The following is a 16,695-nucleotide window of genomic DNA, read 5'->3' on the forward strand; positions in this document are numbered from 1 at the left end:
CCCCGGATCGGGTAGAGTTCTCCAGGTCAGCAGGCGCCGCTAGCTCAGTTGGTTAGAGCAGCTGACTCTTAATCAGCGGGTCCGGGGTTCGAGTCCCTGGCGGCGCACGCAAAGTCAAGGCCCCCTCACCACGCGTGAGGGGGCCTTGATCGTTCCCCGGTGCTCCACACAGACACCCCACAGTGAATACTTTGCTCACGCACAGCTCACTCACACCCCACGGACAGTCACCAGTTGGTCACCCGGTGGCACGCGGGCGCTTCACGGCCACCCTGATTGCCCCCGCCCGCGCCCCCACGCCTCCTCGCCGCAAGGGCCCCTCAAATCGTGCGTATGAGCAGTTAACCGCCCGTTTCACCCTTGCGATCACGGCCCGGTTCGGCCAACCTGTCCGGGAGGCGTCGGCCCCAACCAGGCTGATGGGCACAGCAGTTGGGGGCACGCGAGGGAGATGTTCCGGTTGTGTGCGAGATGAGGTGGGGGTCTCGCACATGAGCAAATACCGAACAGGCATCATGCAACCGGAAGGTCGCCGTTCCGTGTCTCAGGAAGGGTGGCCCGCCACTGAGCCGTCGGTCGCGTTCCTGGGGGGCACGCGGCAGGCGAAAGGACCGACCGACCACACAGCCCGCCTGTGTGCAGGGGGATGACCCATGACGTCGACGCCGCCAGGCGCCCGGCAGGACAACGACCCTTCCCGGACCACGCAGCTCCGGATACCCCCGCAGCTCCGGCCCGGGGGCCACCGGCGGCGCCCGAAGAAGGAGCTGCCGCGCTACGACTACGAGCACTACAGCCGGCTCGCCGGGCCACTGACCCAGCCCGATCCGGCCAAGCCGTACACCGTGCGGTACCGCTCGCTCCTCTCCCAGGAGCCGCACCGGATACGCGCGGCCCTCCTGCTGGGCGCCGCGCCGCTCGTCTCGCTCGGCCTGTTCGCCTGGCTGATGCAGCCCGAGCACTGGACGCAGCGCGACCCGAACCTCAAGAACGACACGCTGCTGATCCTCGACATCGTGATGCTGGTGTCGATCGGTCTCATCGAGCTCTTCCGCACCCTGAACGTCCTCTCCAACGCGCACGCCACCCTGGTCGCACGTGATCCGGTGCCGGTCGTGCCGGAGAACGGCACCAGGGTCGCCTTCCTCACCTCCTTCGTCCCGGGCAAGGAACCCCTGGAGATGGTGACGAAGACCCTGGAGGCCGCCGTCCGCATCCGCCACCGCGGACTGATGCACGTCTGGCTCCTCGACGAGGGCGACGACCCCGCCGTCAAGGAGGTCTGCCAACGGCTGGGGGTGCACCACTTCTCCCGCAAGGGCGTGGCGCACTGGAACCAGGCCAAGGGCCCGCACCGCGCGAAGACCAAGCACGGCAACTACAACGCCTGGCTCGACGCGCACGGCGACACGTACGACTTCTTCGCGTCGGTCGACACCGACCACGTCCCGATGCCCAACTATCTGGAGCGGATGCTCGGCTACTTCCGTGACCCGGACGTCGGCTTCGTCATCGGCCCGCAGGTGTACGGCAACTACGACACCTTCGTCACCAAGGCCGCCGAGTCCCAGCAGTTCCTCTTCCACGCGCTGATCCAGCGCGCGGGCAACCGCTACGGCGCCCCGATGTTCGTCGGCACCAGCAACGCGGTGCGGATCTCGGCCCTCAAGCAGATCGGCGGCCTGTACGACTCGATCACCGAGGACATGGCGACCGGCTTCGAGATGCACCGCGCCCGCAACCCGCGCACCGGCCGCAAGTGGCGCTCGGTGTACACCCCGGACGTCCTGGCAGTGGGCGAGGGCCCGACCGCGTGGACCGACTTCTTCACCCAGCAGCTGCGCTGGTCGCGCGGGACGTACGAGACGATCCTCAAGCAGTACTGGAAGGGCGTCTACTCACTGCCCGTGGGCAAGCTCTTCAACTACACCATGATGATCATCTTCTACCCGATGTCCGCCATGAACTGGATCCTCGCCGCGCTCAGTTGCGCGCTGTTCCTGGGGATGGGCGCCTCGGGTGTGCAGATCGACCCGGTCGTCTGGATGATGCTGTACGGCAACGCGTCCGCCCTCCAGATCGGCCTGTACATCTGGAACCGCCGGCACAACGTCTCGCCGCACGAGCCCGAGGGCTCCGGCGGTCTGGCCGGCATGATGATGTCCGCGCTCTCCGCGCCGATCTACGCGCGCTCGCTGATGGACGCCGTGCTGCGCCGCAAGAGCTCGTTCGTCGTCACGCCCAAGGGCGACTCCTCCAGCCCGGACACCCTCTTCGGGACCTTCCGCATCCACCTCTTCTTCATCCTGGTCTTCGGCGGCTCGATCGTGGCGTCGTTCGTCCTCGGCCACAGCCATCCGGCGATGCTCACCTGGGCGGCACTGGCGCTGCTGATCACCGCGGCACCGGTCTTCGGCTGGCGGTACACCGTGCGGGCGGAGAAGAGGAAGCGGCGCGCGGGACCACCGCCGCCGAGCGGCCCGCCCGCCCACGCCCGCCAGGAGAAGCCCGGCTGGGACGGCAACGAACAGACCATGCAGATCGCCCTTGGGGGACGTAGACCATGAAGTACCGTCCGAGCCGCCGTACCCGCCGCATGGCGATCAGTACGGCGGTGGTTCTCGCGCTCGCGGGGGCGAACGGGCCGTGGCTGTACCGCTTCAGCACCGAGCGCTACCACGACTACAAGATCAACAAGTCCGATTACAAGGCCGCCAACGGCCACTGGGACTTCCTGGACATCCCGTCCGAGTTCAGGATCAACACGATCCACGCGGCGCTGCTGCACACCGGCAAGGTGCTGCTCGTCGCCGGTTCCGGCAACAACCAGAAGAACTTCGACGCGAAGAGCTTCCGGTCGGTGCTGTGGGACCCGAAGACCAACGCGTTCAAGAACATAGCCACGCCCAAGGACATGTTCTGCGCCGGTCACACCCAGCTGCCCGACGGGAAGCTGCTCATCGCCGGCGGGACGAAGCAGTACGAGAAGCTCAAGGGCGACGTCACCAAGGCGGGCGGCCTGATGATCGTCCACAACGAGGACCCGGACAAGCCGATCACCCTTCCGGCCGGCACCAGGTTCACCGGGAAGGACAACGGCAGGACCTTCGTCACCAAGGACCCCGTGCTGGTGGAGAAGGCCAAGAAGGTCTTCGACAAGAACACCGGCGCGTTCCTGCGCAACGACCCCGGTCTCGGCCGGATCTACGTCGAGGCCCAGAAGTCCGGCACGAAGTACGAGACGGGCGCGGAGGACAACTACCGCATAGCCGGCCTGTCCGGCTCCGACACCCGCAACGTGTACGGGATCGCCCAGAAGCTCGCCCTCGACAAGAAGGACTTCCAGGGCATCCGGGAGGCCTTCGAGTTCGATCCGGTGGCGGAGAAGTACATCACCGTCGACCCGATGAACGAGGCCCGCTGGTACCCGACGCTGACGACGCTCAAGGACGGCAAGGTCCTCGCCCTCTCCGGCCTGGACGAGATCGGGCAGATCGTGCCCGGCAAGGACGAGGTCTACGACCCGGAGACCAAGAAGTGGGAGTACACCGGCATCATCCGGAAGTTCCCCACCTACCCGGCGGTCTTCCTCCTCAACGACGGCAAGCTCTTCTACTCCGGCTCGAACGCGGGCTACGGCCCCGCCACCGTCGGCCGCGCTCCCGGCGTCTGGGACCTGGCGACGAACAAGTTCACCAAGATCCCCGGCCTGAGCGACCCGGACCGGATGGAGACCTCGGCGACGGTACGGCTCCCCCCGGCCCAGGACGAGAAGTTCATGGTGATCGGCGGCGGCGGTGTCGGTGAGTCCGACAAGTCCAGCGAGAAGTCCCGGCTGGTCGACCTCAAGGACGCCGATCCGAGGTTCAAGGACGGCGCCTCCCTGGACGAGGGCACCCGCTACCCGAGCGCGTCCCTGCTCCCCGACGACTCCCTGCTGGTCACCGGCGGCTCCGACGACTACCGGGGCCGCGGCGGCTCCGACGTCCTCCAGGCCCGGCTGTACGACGCGAAGTCGGACACCTACCAGCGGGTCGCGGACCCGGCGGTGGGGCGCAACTACCACTCGGGGTCGGTGCTCCTCCCCGACGGCCGGGTCATGATCTTCGGCTCGGACTCGCTCTACTCCGACAAGGCGAACACCCGGCCGGGCGTCTTCGAGCAGCGCATCGAGATCTACACCCCGCCCTACCTGTACCGCGACTCGCGGCCCGAGCTGACCGCCGGGCCGAAGAGCGTGAAGCGCGGCGGCACCGCGATGTTCACGACCAACCAGGCCTCGACGATCAAGTCGGCGAAGCTGATGCGGCCGAGCGCGGTCACCCATGTCACGGACACCGACCAGCGGTCGGTGGCGCTGGACCTGAAGAGGACGGACGGCGGGATCGCGGTGACGGTGCCGAAGAACCGGGCGCTGGTGCCGTCGGGCTGGTACATGCTCTTCGTCACCGACGACCAGGGCACGCCGTCCGAGGGAACGTGGGTGGAGGTGCCGTAGTCACCTCACGCGGCACCGGACGGGACCCGTCCTATCCGGTGCCGCGGGCCAGCCCGAGGGCGTACTCGGGCCACCAGTCGCCGGCCTTCGGTCCGCCCCGGCAGTCGCCGTCGGACTCCCCCGGGCGCTTGATCCAGAGGTACGCGTCGACGAGCTCGTCGCCCGTGGACGTCGTCGGGGTCGCGCCGAGGGCCCGTCCCGGCGGATTGCACCAGCTCTGCTCGGGGGCGCCGCCGGTGTACGGGCCGTTGCCGTTGCGGCTGGTGTCGATGACGAACGGCTTGCCGCCCACCTTCGCCGACAGCCGCTTGCCGAAGTCCTCGCTGACCTCGGTGGTCTGGAAGTTGGAGACGTTCACCGCGAAGCCGTCGGCCGCGTCGATGCCCGCCTGCCGCAGCGGCTGGAAGAGCGCGTCAGGGGTGTGCCAGCCCGCGTTGCCCGCGTCCACGTAGACCCGGGTGCCCTGCTGCCGCTTGAGCCGCTCCACCGCGCCCTTCAGCAGGTCGTAGCGCTCCTCGTGGAACTTCTGCGGGGTGCATCCGTCGACCAGGTGCAGCACCGCGTCCGGCTCCAGGATCACCGTGGCGCCGCGGTCACCGATGCCCTTGGCCACGCCGTCCAGCCAGCTCCGGTACGCGTCGCCGTCGGCCGCGCCGCCCTTGGAGAACTGCCCGCAGTCGCGGTGCGGGATGTTGTAGAGGACCAGCAGCGCCTCGCGGCCGGCCTTCGCGGCGGCCTCCGTGAAGCCCTTCGCCTCGGCCTCCGGGTTGTCCGGGCCGATCCATTCGCCGACCGGCTGCCGCGCGATCCTCCGGACCAGGGCGGCGTTCTTCGCGTCGCCGTCCTCGGTGTACCGGGCGACCTGCCGGGCGGCGTTCCCGTCGGGGTTGACCCAGTACGGATCGGTGCCCTTGGGCTGCTGGCCGATGGCCGCGGGGTTCTTCCCCGCGCCGCCGTCCTTGTCGCCGTCGCCGGAAGAGGAACATCCCGCGAGCAGGAGCGCGGCGCCGAGCACGGCCACGCCCGCTCCCCGCATGCCGAACCGGCCGTTGTGGCTGCCGTACATTCACTCCCCTTAGGTGCTCACCGACCGCCGGGGCGCAGACGGGGAACGTCACATCGCGGCCCATCCTGGCACAGGGCCCGGGAGCGGCCCGGCCCCTCACCACTTCACCGAAGAGCTGTTACGGCGGGTTCACCACGCTCTGCCCGGCTTGGCCGCGTGCGGAGCGTGACTGGTTATCGACGTACTGTCAGAAAGCTGGTGGGCGTGGGCAGTTCGGCGTCCTACAGTGGACGTGCGGCGGCCCCGGACGCCACCGACCTCCCGTGTCCGCGCCGGGCCACTCCCGCGGCCCGCGCACCGCGGTCGAGGACCGGCCCGGCCGGCGCCCGGAGAACCCGGGCGGCCGGCCGGGCCGCGTACCCCCGGGATCAGGCGCCGCTCCCGGCGGCCGCCTTCCCGCTCGTCCCCTCCGCCGATTTCTCGCCGGTCAGGTACGCCGAGACGACCACGTTCGCGGTGTACGTGTGCGCGGCACGGTCGTACGTACCGCCGCAGGTGATCAGCCGCAGCTCCGCCCGGCCGTCCTTGCGGGGGCCGTACGCCTTCTGGGCGTTGAAGCGTTCGCGGGTGAAGACCTGGACGTCGTCGATGGTGAACTCGGCGATCGTGCCGTCGGTCCGGGTCACCTCGACCCTGGCGCCGGGGCGGGCCGCGCTGAGCCCGTAGAAGACGGCCGGTTTGGTCTCGGTGTCGACGTGGCCGACGAACAGCGCCGGCCCCTTGGCCCCGGGCTCGGTGCCGCTGCCGTACCAGCCGACCGTCTGGGGCGTGTCGAAGGACGGCGGTGTGATCGCCCCGTCCTCGTCCAGGCCCCGGGACACGACGGGGGCCCGGATGCCGATCGACGGGATCTCCACGCTCCGCGGCGTCGCGCCCTTGATCGGCTCGTGTGCCGGGGGCAGCGGTACGCCGAGCGGGCGTCCGACCGCGGCGACGTCCCCGGTGGTCGGGGCGGAGCCGATGCCGGAGCCGTCGGTGATGCCGCGGCCCCAGAGCCACAGGCCCAGCAGGAGTACGGCCCAGGCCACGCCGGTGAGCAGCCTGCCGTGCCCCGTCGAGCGGTCCGAGGAGGACATGTCAGTCGGTGGCCGGGCGGCGGCGGCGCACGCTGCGGAAGGCGACCGCGACGGCGGCGACGGCGGCCAGGGCGAGGCCGATCACCGCGTGGGCGGTGCCGGGGCCCTCCTGCTGGGCGGCCTGGTCCGCGAGTACGGCGGTGCCGCCGCCGCCCGCACGGACCGGGGCGACGGGCATGGGCCGGTTGCGGTGGACGACGGTGACGACGGCGGACGCCTTGGCGTGCTTGTCGTCCTTGCACACCACCTGGACGTCGTAGTCGCCGGCATCGGCGTCGGAGCGGATCCGGGCCTCGGCGAAGAGCGTCCTGCCGCCACCGGGCGAGAAGCGCGCCTCTGAGACGAAGGCGTCGGAGTTCCCCTTGGCCTCCTTGCCCTTGCAGCCGTCGACCTCCAGGTCGACCTCACCGCCCGGGGCGACGGAGGACGGGGAGACCGAGAGGGTGACCCGGGACCGCGACTCCTGGTCGTGGTCGGAACCGGAACTGGCCAGTGCGACGGAAGCGGGCATCAGGGTCGCCGCGGCCACTGCGGCGGCACAGAACGTGAGGGGTATTGAACGCATCGTGAACCTCCTTATGGAAGGTTCACGCGTGCGGCGGCATTCCGCATCCGCAGGGGCCGCGGCACTGGGCCGGTGGAGTGCGGGGGCGTACGCGGCGCACACGCACCCCCCGCCCCCGGACCGGGTGTCAGCCCAGGTCGACGAGGTCCACGAGGTCGGCGATGGAGTCGACGACGGTGGACGGCCGGAACGGGTGCTTGTCGATGTCCGCCACCGTGGTGAGCCCGGTGAGCACCAGGAACGTCTGCATGCCCGCCTCCAGGCCGGCCAGCACGTCGGTGTCCATCCGGTCGCCGATCATGGCGCTGGACTCGGAGTGGGCGCCGATCGCGTTGAGCCCGGTGCGCATCATCAGCGGGTTGGGCTTGCCCGCGAAGTACGGGGCCTTGCCGGTGGCCTTGGTGATGAGGGCGGCGACGGACCCGGTCGCGGGCAGCGGGCCCTCGGCGGACGGGCCGGTCTCGTCCGGGTTGGTGCAGATGAAGCGGGCGCCGCCGTTGATCAGCCGGATCGCCTTGGTGAGCGCCTCGAAGGAGTACGTACGGGTCTCCCCGAGGACGACGTAGTCGGGCTCGTGGTCGGTGAGGACGTAGCCGATGTCGTGCAGCGCGGTGGTCAGCCCGGCCTCACCGATGACGTACGCCGTGCCGCCGGGCCGCTGGTCGTCCAGGAACCGGGCGGTGGCGAGCGCGGACGTCCAGATGTTCTCGACGGGCACGTCGAGGCCCATCCGGCTGAGCCGGGCGTGCAGGTCGCGGGCGGTGTAGATCGAGTTGTTGGTGAGGACCAGGAAGGGCAGTCCCGACTCCCGCAGCCGCTTGATGAAGGCGTCAGCGCCGGGAATCGGGGTCCCCTCGTGGATGAGGACTCCGTCCATGTCGGTGAGCCAGGACGAGATCGGCTTGCGCTCTGCCATGCGGGACTCCTGATTTGTCGTACGCCGGGTGCGGGGACGCCGGCGGCACCGCGTTGTGCAGCGCCGACGTCCCCGATTTTAGGCTGCCCGTTCGACCGGCGGGTACTGCCTGATCACCCGTACCTGATCCTGGCGTCGGATCACGCGGCCCTGATCGTCACTCCGTCGACCACCCAGAACCAGTTGTTGCCCCCCGTGTACCGGAACCGGACCTGGGCGCTGGTGGCCCCGGACGGGACCTGGAGGGTGAGCGATTCGGCCTTCGAGACGGTGTCCGCGGTGTACGTCTTGACCGCGACCGGTGTGCCGCCGTCGTAGGAGACGAGGACCTCGCCCTTCTGCGGGGCCTCCTGCCGGTAGTGGGTGGTGTAGGCGAGGGTGGCGGTGCGGCCGCCGGTGACCGGCCAGGCGGGGCTGACCAGGGTGGAGTCGAAGGTGCCCGTGTAACTCTTGTCGACCCACTCGTCGCCGTCGGCGACCGCGAAGACGTTGCGGGCCCGGACGTTGGTCTCGCGCCACTGGCCGCGTTCGGCGGAGGTCCAGAACTCGTCGGTGGTGAAGGTCCAGCCGCGCCATTCGGTGACGCCGCCGGTGCCCATCGCGCTGTTGTCGATGCTCCATCCGGCGGGCGGGGTGTGGGTGAAGCCGAGGACCGTGCTGCCGATGCCCGTCTCGTCGGCCCGGGTCAGCAGCTTCGGGCGCAGGGCGTCGAAGGCGTCGGGGACGGGCTGCTGGAGCGGGCGCCCGTCCAGGCCCCAGGCCGGGTCCACGGCTATGCCGAGGTGGGCGAGAGCGGAGACGGCGACGTCCGGCATCTTGATGTCGTACCGGGTCGAGCCCGCGGTGATCGCGCCACCGGTGGCGATGAGGAAGGTCTGCCGCTCGGCCGCGCTGGAGCCGCCGTGGCCGCCGGCGTCGGTGTGTCCGTGGTCGGCGGTGATCATGATGAGCCAGTCCTCGGAGCCGTACGTGGCCCGGCCCTTCACCGCCGCGACCAGCCGGCCGACCTGGGTGTCGACACCGTGGATCGCGTCCAGGTACTGGGTGCTCGCGGCGCCGTAACTGTGGCCCGCGTGGTCGACGTTGTCGAGGTGGACGAAGACCGCGTCCCGGCTGCCGCCGGCCAGTTCGGCGGCGGCCCGGCTCGTGGTGCCGGTGTCGTACTCGGCGTCCGGGGTGGAGACCCGGGTGTCGACCTTCGCGGAGAAGATCGTGTCGGTGACCGGGTTCCAGGAGGCCACGGCGTACGTCGAGAGCGAGGGCTTCGCCGTCTCGATCCGGGTGAGGAAGTCGGGGTACTGCGCGAAGGCGTTGCCGGTGAAGGCGTTGTCCTTGACGTGGTGCTTGTCGGGCCAGACACCGGTGATGATCGTGGACCAGCCGGGGCCGGACAGGGTGGGGGCCATCGGGTCGGCGTAGAGCGGGCTGACGGAGGTGAGTCCGGCCGCCATCAGCGCGTCGAGGTGGGGTGCGTCCGCGTCCTTGATTCTGTTCATCAGGGCGCCGTCCAGGCCGATGACCAGCACCTTGGGGGTGCGGGCGGCAGTGGCACGGGCGGCGCCGGCGGTGGCGAGCGGTGCCGCGGCGGCGAGGGCGGCCGCGCTCATGAGGAGAGTGCGGCGGGACATGCCTGAGGTCACGAGATCCTCCGTCGGAGTGGTGGGGGCACACGGGGAACGTGTTCAACTCCCCGCCGGACAGCGGGGAGTTGAACGTGGGACTAGACCCGTTATCTTTTCGCGATGATCCACCGGAGGTCCAGACCCGTGCGGTGAATCATCCGGCAACGGTCAGCTGCCGGTGGCCGTCTTCCAGGCGTCCACGTACGAGTCGAGGTTGGCCGCGATGTCCGACCAGTCGGGCTCGAAGACCTCGACCCCGTCCATCAGCTTCGTCAGCGCGACGGCGTTGGCGTCGGTCGCCTCGATGTCCTTGCGGGCCGGGAAGCCGCCGCCGACCGCGCTGACGTCCTTCTGGGCCTGCTCGGCGAGCATGAAGTCGAGCAGCTTCTTGCCGTTGGCGCTGTGCGGGGCCTTGGTGACCAGGCCGGCCGCGTACGGCAGGGCGAAGGTGGTGGGCTTTCCGCCGGCCTTCGCCGGGAACCAGATGCCGAGGTTCGGCATGTCCTTGGACTGGGCGTGGTTCATCTGGACGTCGCCGTTGGCGGCGAGGAGTTCGCCCTTGTCGACCTTGGGCGCGAGCTTGCCGGTGGAGGCGGACGGGCCGACGTTGTTCGCCTGGAGCTTCTTCAGGTACGCCATCGCCGGCTCCTGGCCGCCGAAGTCGTGCATGGCCTTGATCAGCACGGCGGTGCCGTCACCGGCGACCCCGGGCGTGGAGTACTGGATCTTCTCCTTGTACTTCCCGTCGAGCAGCTCCTCCCAGGTGGCGGGCGGGGTCTTCAGCTCCTTCGTGTTGTGGATGAACCCGAAGTAGTTGTTGACGACCGAGGTCCACTTGGCGTCGGACGCCTTGTCGGCGCTCTCCACCTGGTCGGAGCCGGCCGGCTCGTACGCCTGGAGGAGCCCCTTGGCGTCGGCCTGCTGGATGAACGGCGGGAGGGTGACCAGTACGTCGGCCTGGGTGTTGGTCTTCTCGCGGACGGCGCGCTGCACCATCTCGCCGGAGCCGCCCTCCACGTACTCGACCTTGATGCCGGTCTTCTTCTCGAAGTCCTTGAAGACCTTGTCGTACCAGCCGTCGCCGTTCTCGCCCTTGAGGCCGTCGGCGCTGTAGACGGTGACGACCTTCTCGTCGGAGGCGGAGGAGGAGCCGCCGCAGGCGGAGAGGGTGGCGGCGAGGGCGAGGGCGCCGGTGACGGCGGCCACGGGCCTGAGGTGGTTCTTGCGCATGGGGGTTCGTATCTCCTGGAAGTCGGCCGGATGCCGGCCTGAGTCGAGACGGGAGGTCGGTGGGGCGGGGCGGGTCAGCGGTAGGAAGCCCTGGTGCGGATGCGGGAGACCCCGAACAGCACGAGCAGCGTCGCCGCCATCAGGACCACCGCGACGGCCGCCCCGGTGAAGAGCGAGCCGCGGTCGGTGGCCGCGAAGATCTGCACCGGAAGGGGTGTCCAGTCCGGCGGGTAGAGCATCATCGTGGCGCTCAGCTCCCCCATGGAGAGGGCGAAGCAGAGCCCCGCGGCCGCGGTGAGCGACGGCAGGAGCAGCGGCAGCCTGACGCGCCACAGGATGTACGAGGGCCGGGCGCCGAGGCTGGCGGCGGCCTGTTCGTACATCGGGTCGAGACGTACTGTCGCGGCAGAAACCGACGTGTAGGCGAACGCCGTGACAAGAACGGCGTGCGCGAGGATCACGATCCAGCGCGTTCCGTTGAGCAGCACCGGCGGCCGGCTGAAGGCGACGAGCACGGCGAGCCCGACGACGACGGACGGCACGGCGACCGGCAGCATGAACAGCGCGTCGAGGAACCGTCTGCCGCGGCGCCCCAGCGAGGCGGCGGCCAGGGCCGCCCAGGAGCCGATGACCAGGGCCAGCACGCTGGCGGTGACAGCGGTGACCAGGCTGGTGGTGAGTGCCCGGAGGGAGTCGCCGGCGGTGGCCGCGCCGTAGTGCTTCAGGGTCGGCCCGGAGGGGAACGCACCGGACCAGTTCGTGGAGAACGAGGCGGCGAGGATGACCAGCAGCGGCACCGCGAACAGCGGGACGAAGAGCAGCAGGAAGACGGCCCAGGTGGCCCACTTCCCGGTTCGGCTATGCACCAGCACGGCGGCTCACCGCCCGGTACAGGCTGTAGAGGCCGACGGAGATCGCGATGTTGACGACGGCCACGACACAGGCGGCCGGGTAGTCGGATTCCAGGATCGCCTTGCTGTAGACGAGCATCGGCAGGGTGGTGACGCCTTTCGCGCCGGTGAACAGCACGATGCCGAACTCGTTGAGGCACATCACCAGGACGAGGCTGCCGCCCGCCGCGAGTGCCGGGAGCGCCTCGGGGAGGATCACCTGCCGCACGATCCGGGCGGGTCCGGCTCCCAGTGAGGACGCCACCTCCAGTTGCGCGGTGTCGAGCTGGGAGAAGGCGGCGAGCAGCGGGCGCATCACGAAGGGGGTGAAGTAGGTGATCTCGGCGAGGAGGACGCCCCACGGCGTGGTGAGGAAGTGGAAGGGCCCCTCCGCCGCCCCGGTGACCCCGGTCCAGACCCCGTTGGCCATACCGGCGTTGCCGTAGATGAACAGCAGGGCGAGCGTGATCAGGAAGGACGGGAAGGAGAGGAAGACGTCGACGAACCGGGCGACGGCCTTGCCGCCGGGGAACGGTACGAAGGCGATGACCATGGCGAGGACGAAGCCGAGGACGAGACATCCCACCGTCGCACCGGCCGCGAGCCACACGGTGGTGGTGAGCGCCGAGCGGAACGAGGCGGAGGCGAAGACCTCGGTGTAGGGGGCGACGGAGGTGCCGCCCTCGTCGGGGCTGAAGGACTGCTGGACGACGAGGAGCAGCGGGTAGAAGAAGACGACCGCGAGCACGGCCACCGGGGGCAGGGCCCAGAGGTTCCGGCCCCTCCGGCGTTCGAGGACGGACCCGCTGCCGGACGCGGCCGGGCGCGCGTCCGCGGTCACCACGCTAGCCACGGGCCCCTCCGCTCACCGGTTCGCCCGCGGGGGCCGGGGTGGCCGAGCCGGCCCCCGCGGGCAGCAGCACGGCGTCGTCCGCCGCGAAGTGCAGTGTCGCGCTGTCCCCCAGCGCGGGGGTCTCGCGCAGTTCGCGCACGTCGGCCTTGATCCGGTGCCCGTCGACGTCGACGTACAGCCGGTGGGTGGAGCCGCGCCACTGGACCTCGCGGATCGTGCCGGTCAGCGCGTTGGGCCCGTCACCGAGCCCGACCAGGTGCGGCCGCACGCAGAGTGTGGCGGTGACGCCCGCGGCCACCTCGCCGGTCGGTACGGCGAGTGCGTGCCCGGCGAAGTCCACGGTGCCGGCGGACTTCGCGACGGTGACCGGGAGGAGGTTGGCGTTGCCGACGAACGAGGCGGTGAACTCGGTGCGCGGGCGCCGGTACAGCTCCTGCGGGGTGCCGCAGTCCTGGAGCCGGGCCTTGTCCATGACGGCGATCCGGTCGGCGAGGGTCAGCGCCTCGACCTGGTCGTGGGTGACGTAGAGGATGGACACGTCGGGCAGTTCCCGGTGCAGCCGGGCCAGTTCGGCGAGCATCCCGGAGCGGAGCTGGGCGTCGAGCGCGGAGAGCGGTTCGTCGAGCAGCAGGACGCCGGGGCGGATGGCGAGGGCGCGGGCGATGGCGACGCGCTGCTGCTGGCCGCCGGAGAGTTCGCGCGGGTAGCGCCGGGCGTACGCGGCCATGCCGACGAGTTCGAGTGCCTCGGTGACCCGGCCCGGGATCTCGGCCCTGTCGGCCTTCTGTGCCTTCAGGCCGAAGGCGACGTTGTCCTGGACCCGCAGGTGCGGGAAGAGGGCGTAGCTCTGCACGACCATGCCGATGCCGCGTTTGTGGGGCGGCAGGGCGGTGACGTCGCGGTCACCGATGTACACCCGCCCGGAGGCGGGGCGGACGAATCCGGCGACGGCGCGCAGGGCGGTCGTCTTGCCGGATCCGGAGGGCCCGAGCAGGGCCATGACCTCGCCCGGTCCGACGGTGAGGTCGAGCCGGTCGAGGACGGTGTTCCCGTCGTACGCGACGCTGACCCCGTCGAACCTGATGCCGCTGCCGAGGGGCGCGGCCCCGCCCGTCATGCCTCGGCCCGCGCGATCAGGTCGGGCAGTTCGGCGACGGAGCCGAGCACATGGGTGGCGCCGCTGCGGGTGAGCCGGTCCGTGTCGTGGGCGCCGGTGAGGACGCCCGCGACGATTCCGGCGCCGGAGCGCACGCCGCTGAGCATGTCGTACGAGGTGTCCCCGGCGACGACGATCCGGCGGACGTCGTCCACCGCCCCGGTGCGCAGGAGCGCGGCGAGGACCATGTCCGGGTAGGGGCGGCCGCGGCCGCCCGCGTCGGCGGGGCAGAGCGTCAGCTCGACGAGGTCCTGCCAGCCGAGTGCGGTGAGGATCGCGTCCTGGGTGGTGCGGGCGAATCCGGTGGACAGGACCACGGTCCGGCCCTCGGCCCGGAGCCGTTCGACGGCCTCGCGGGCGCCGGGGACCGGGGCGACGAGGCCGCCGTCGACCAGTTCCCCGTACGCCTCCTCGAAGGCGGCGTTGGCCTGCTGGGCCAGGGCTTCCGCACCGAAGAGGTGGCGGAAGACGGTGATCTTGGACTCACCCATGGTGGCGCGGACGTAGTCGAGCTTCTCCGCGTGGTCGGCGGAGCCGGGACGTACCCCGAGCCGTTCGGCGGCGGCGGAGAAGGCCTGCTCGACGAGGCCGCCGTCGGCGACGGTGGTGCCGGCCATGTCGAGGACGATCAGGTCGCGGGAGTTGTCCGTGGTGCGGGGGTTGGTCGCGGTGCGGGGAGTGTTCGTGGTGCGGGGAGTGTTCGTGGTCATCTTCGTCACCAGCCCAGTTCGTCGGCGGTCGTCTCTGCGATGGCGGGCGAGCAGGTCATGCCGCGTCCGCCCGGTCCGGTGACCAGCCAGACGCCGTCGCGCACCTGCTGGCGGTGGACGACGCGGCCGGTGTCGGTGCACTGGGCGTAGACCCCGGCCCAGCGGTGGCGGATGCGCGGCAGCGGGCGGCCGAGGAAGGACTCGACGACGCCGGTGAGGTGCTCGTACGGCTCCTCGACGGTGTCGAAGGAGAAGGGGTGCTCGTACTCGTGGGTGTCGCCGATGGTCAGTCCGCCGTCGCGGCGCTGCACCATCAGGAGCTGCATCCGGTGTTCGGCGGCGGTGGGGGCCTGGGGCTGCCCCGCGTTGAGGCTGTCGAGCGCCTCGCCGCGGTAGGCGGGGTAGTAGCGGAAGCTGTCGGCGTCGGCGACGGACGTGGTGAGCTTCTCGCCCAGTGCGTCGGTCTGCATCATCTGGAGGCGGACCCGCCGCACCGGCAGGTCGGGACCGGCCAGTTCGCGGACGAGGCCGCCGAGCCAGGCACCGGTGGCCAGGACGACCGCGTCGCCGGTGTGCACGTCGCCGTGGTCGTCGCGGACGGACGCGGCGCCGACGACCTCGCGCACCTCGCGGCCCCCGAGGTAGGTGTACCGGCCGGAGGCCAGCAGCTCCCGCTTCAGGGCGAGCTGGGCGACGCGCGGCTCCACGGCCGCGTCCCGCTCGCACCACAGGGCGGCGCGGAAGTCGCCGCGCAGCGCCGGGTTGACCGCGCGGGCCTCTTCCGCGGTGAGCAGCTGGTAACCGCGGGCCGCCGCGTCGGGGCGGGCGACGGCCGCCTCGGCGACGGCGGTCTCCCGTTCGGTCCGCAGCGGGGTGAGCGAACCACAGGCCCTGAAGCCCAGGTCCGGTACCCGCTCGCCGATGGACTCCCACAGCTCACGGGCGCGGAGTGCGGTCTCCAGCTCCTCGCCGCCGGCCCGGCCGCTGACCCATATCTGTCCGAAATTGCGGAGGGATGCCCCGCGTGCCTCGCTCTCGCGCTCGATCTGGACGACCTCGTGGCCGCGGTTCACTGCGTGCCAGGCGTGCATGGTTCCCACCACGCCGGCTCCTACGACGATGACTCTCACGACGGCAACGCTCCTCGGGACGGGTGACCCGTACGGATCGGGACGGCAACGGGAGGGTGAACTGAGCCCCAAACTTGGCCTAGACCCGTTACGTTTCCGTTATCACCGTGCGTCGATCTGCCGTCCAGCCGTCTTACGGGTCAGGCGCGTCGGCCGTCAGCCGCGTCCGCTCAGGTGGGCGGTGAAGGAGAACCGGTCACCTCGGAACAGGGTCCGCACCCGCTCCAGCGGCTGCCCGTCCGCGTCGCGCGAGACCCGGTGGATCAGCAGCATGGGCAGCGCGGGCGGCGTACCGATGAGCAGCGCCTCGCGCGGGGTGGCGAGCACGGTCTCGATCCGCTCGTCCGCGTCACCGAAGGAGATCCCGAGCCGGTCGTGCAGGTAGGCGTAGAACGACGAGTCGGGGTCGAACTTCTCCGCGAGGTCCGGCACCCGGGCCACGCTGACGTACGTGCTCTCCAGACCGACCCGGTCGTCGTCGGCGAGCAGCACCCGCTCCAGGTGCCAGACCGGTTCCCCGTGCTCCGCCCCGATCTCGGCGGCGAGCGCCTCGGGGCAGGGGAACCGTTCCAGCCCGATGAGGTGGCGGCCGGGGGTGCGCCCCTGGCGGCGTACGCCCTCCGTGTAGCTGGCGAGGGAGAGCGGCTGCTCCAGCTTGGGGCCCGCGACGACCGTGCCGCGGCCCTGCCGGGCGAGCCGCCCCTCCAGGAGCAGTTCGCGCAGCGCCTGGCGCACGGTCTCGCGCGACACCCCGTAGCGCAGGGCGAGATCACGCTCCGGCGGCAGCATGCCGCCCTCGCCCAGTTCCTCGACGAGGACGGAGACATGGGCCTTCACGGCGTAGTACTTGGGAATACGGCCGTGCTCCGGGATGCCGGAGCGGATCGGTGCGCCAGGTGCCTGGTCGTGCGGGTAGTCCACGGCCCGATGGTGGCAGACGGACATGAACACCGGTGGACGCGAGGGCCCGGAACGGCTCGAAG

At 70.7% G+C, this 16,695-nt stretch carries 14 protein-coding genes and 1 tRNA gene; 3 read left to right on the plus strand and 12 right to left on the minus strand.

What is annotated here, in order from left to right; translation table 11 throughout:
• Positions 1-33: 33 nt before the first annotated feature.
• The 3 genes from ACIO3R_RS02485 (at position 34) to ACIO3R_RS02495 (ending at position 4,498) form a co-directional block, all read left to right on the plus strand.
• Positions 34-107 (plus strand) — tRNA-Lys (locus ACIO3R_RS02485).
• Between the two features lie 546 nt (positions 108-653).
• On the plus strand, positions 654-2,567 hold the full coding sequence (locus tag ACIO3R_RS02490) for a glycosyltransferase (protein ID WP_385038522.1): 1,914 nt from the start codon (positions 654-656) through the stop codon (positions 2,565-2,567).
• Positions 2,564-4,498, plus strand: a complete 1,935-nt coding sequence (locus tag ACIO3R_RS02495) for a galactose oxidase-like domain-containing protein (RefSeq protein ID WP_402102493.1) — start codon at positions 2,564-2,566, stop codon at positions 4,496-4,498. The genes ACIO3R_RS02490 and ACIO3R_RS02495 overlap by 4 nt, the downstream gene beginning before the upstream one ends.
• Positions 4,499-4,529: 31 nt before the next feature.
• Here ACIO3R_RS02495 and ACIO3R_RS02500 read toward each other — a convergent pair whose 3' ends face one another.
• The 12 genes from ACIO3R_RS02500 to ACIO3R_RS02555 form a co-directional block, all read right to left on the minus strand.
• A complete protein-coding gene (locus tag ACIO3R_RS02500; protein WP_402102496.1) occupies positions 4,530-5,564 on the minus strand; it encodes a glycoside hydrolase family 6 protein in 1,035 nt (344 codons plus the stop codon).
• A 368-nt stretch (positions 5,565-5,932) separates the two neighbouring features.
• A complete protein-coding gene (locus tag ACIO3R_RS02505) occupies positions 5,933-6,640 on the minus strand; it encodes a class F sortase (protein WP_402102498.1) in 708 nt (235 codons plus the stop codon).
• 1 nt (position 6,641) lies between these two features.
• Positions 6,642-7,205 carry a hypothetical protein gene (locus ACIO3R_RS02510; RefSeq protein ID WP_402102500.1) on the minus strand — a complete coding sequence of 188 codons (564 nt, stop codon included), beginning with the start codon at positions 7,203-7,205 and terminating at the stop codon, positions 6,642-6,644.
• Between the two features lie 127 nt (positions 7,206-7,332).
• Positions 7,333-8,121, minus strand: coding sequence for an HAD-IIA family hydrolase (locus ACIO3R_RS02515; protein WP_385032923.1), 789 nt, complete (start codon positions 8,119-8,121; stop codon positions 7,333-7,335).
• Between the two features lie 140 nt (positions 8,122-8,261).
• Positions 8,262-9,749 carry an alkaline phosphatase family protein gene (locus tag ACIO3R_RS02520; protein ID WP_385033009.1) on the minus strand — a complete coding sequence of 496 codons (1,488 nt, stop codon included), beginning with the start codon at positions 9,747-9,749 and terminating at the stop codon, positions 8,262-8,264.
• A 162-nt stretch (positions 9,750-9,911) separates the two neighbouring features.
• Entirely contained in the window at positions 9,912-10,973 is a 1,062-nt protein-coding gene (locus ACIO3R_RS02525; RefSeq protein ID WP_402102503.1) for a 2-aminoethylphosphonate ABC transporter substrate-binding protein, read from the minus strand.
• A 74-nt stretch (positions 10,974-11,047) separates the two neighbouring features.
• Positions 11,048-11,845, minus strand: coding sequence for an ABC transporter permease (locus tag ACIO3R_RS02530; protein WP_385032929.1), 798 nt, complete (start codon positions 11,843-11,845; stop codon positions 11,048-11,050).
• Positions 11,832-12,626, minus strand: coding sequence for a 2-aminoethylphosphonate ABC transporter permease subunit (locus tag ACIO3R_RS02535; protein WP_402102961.1), 795 nt, complete (start codon positions 12,624-12,626; stop codon positions 11,832-11,834). The genes ACIO3R_RS02530 and ACIO3R_RS02535 overlap by 14 nt, the downstream gene beginning before the upstream one ends.
• Before the next feature lie 82 nt (positions 12,627-12,708).
• The gene (locus tag ACIO3R_RS02540) at positions 12,709-13,833 is read right to left on the minus strand and encodes an ABC transporter ATP-binding protein (RefSeq protein WP_402102510.1); all 1,125 of its coding nucleotides are present in this window, start codon (positions 13,831-13,833) and stop codon (positions 12,709-12,711) included.
• On the minus strand, positions 13,830-14,582 hold the full coding sequence (locus ACIO3R_RS02545; RefSeq protein ID WP_402102513.1) for a phosphonatase-like hydrolase: 753 nt from the start codon (positions 14,580-14,582) through the stop codon (positions 13,830-13,832). Before ACIO3R_RS02545 ends, ACIO3R_RS02540 begins: the two co-directional genes overlap by 4 nt.
• A gap of 5 nt (positions 14,583-14,587) precedes the next feature.
• Positions 14,588-15,712, minus strand: a complete 1,125-nt coding sequence (locus tag ACIO3R_RS02550; protein ID WP_402102515.1) for a TIGR03364 family FAD-dependent oxidoreductase — start codon at positions 15,710-15,712, stop codon at positions 14,588-14,590.
• A gap of 156 nt (positions 15,713-15,868) precedes the next feature.
• Positions 15,869-16,633 (minus strand): GntR family transcriptional regulator, encoded by a 765-nt coding sequence (locus ACIO3R_RS02555; RefSeq protein ID WP_385032938.1) that lies wholly within the window; start codon positions 16,631-16,633, stop codon positions 15,869-15,871.
• Positions 16,634-16,695: the final 62 nt, after the last annotated feature.

The organism is Streptomyces sp. NPDC087428, from assembly GCF_044744085.1.
Lineage (GTDB): Bacteria > Actinomycetota > Actinomycetes > Streptomycetales > Streptomycetaceae > Streptomyces.

What these genes read in the sequence shown, in the direction of transcription:
- ACIO3R_RS02505 (WP_402102498.1), bottom strand. Translation starts at nt 6,640, where the DNA reads ATGTCCTCCTCGGACCGCTCGACGGGGCACGGCAGGCTGCTCACCGGC.
- ACIO3R_RS02495 (WP_402102493.1), top strand. Translation starts at nt 2,564, where the DNA reads ATGAAGTACCGTCCGAGCCGCCGTACCCGCCGCATGGCGATCAGTACG.
- ACIO3R_RS02515 (WP_385032923.1), bottom strand. Translation starts at nt 8,121, where the DNA reads ATGGCAGAGCGCAAGCCGATCTCGTCCTGGCTCACCGACATGGACGGA.
- ACIO3R_RS02510 (WP_402102500.1), bottom strand. Translation starts at nt 7,205, where the DNA reads ATGCGTTCAATACCCCTCACGTTCTGTGCCGCCGCAGTGGCCGCGGCG.
- ACIO3R_RS02520 (WP_385033009.1), bottom strand. Translation starts at nt 9,749, where the DNA reads ATGTCCCGCCGCACTCTCCTCATGAGCGCGGCCGCCCTCGCCGCCGCG.
- ACIO3R_RS02490 (WP_385038522.1), top strand. Translation starts at nt 654, where the DNA reads ATGACGTCGACGCCGCCAGGCGCCCGGCAGGACAACGACCCTTCCCGG.
- ACIO3R_RS02500 (WP_402102496.1), bottom strand. Translation starts at nt 5,564, where the DNA reads ATGTACGGCAGCCACAACGGCCGGTTCGGCATGCGGGGAGCGGGCGTG.
- ACIO3R_RS02525 (WP_402102503.1), bottom strand. Translation starts at nt 10,973, where the DNA reads ATGCGCAAGAACCACCTCAGGCCCGTGGCCGCCGTCACCGGCGCCCTC.
- ACIO3R_RS02540 (WP_402102510.1), bottom strand. Translation starts at nt 13,833, where the DNA reads ATGACGGGCGGGGCCGCGCCCCTCGGCAGCGGCATCAGGTTCGACGGG.
- ACIO3R_RS02545 (WP_402102513.1), bottom strand. Translation starts at nt 14,582, where the DNA reads ATGACCACGAACACTCCCCGCACCACGAACACTCCCCGCACCGCGACC.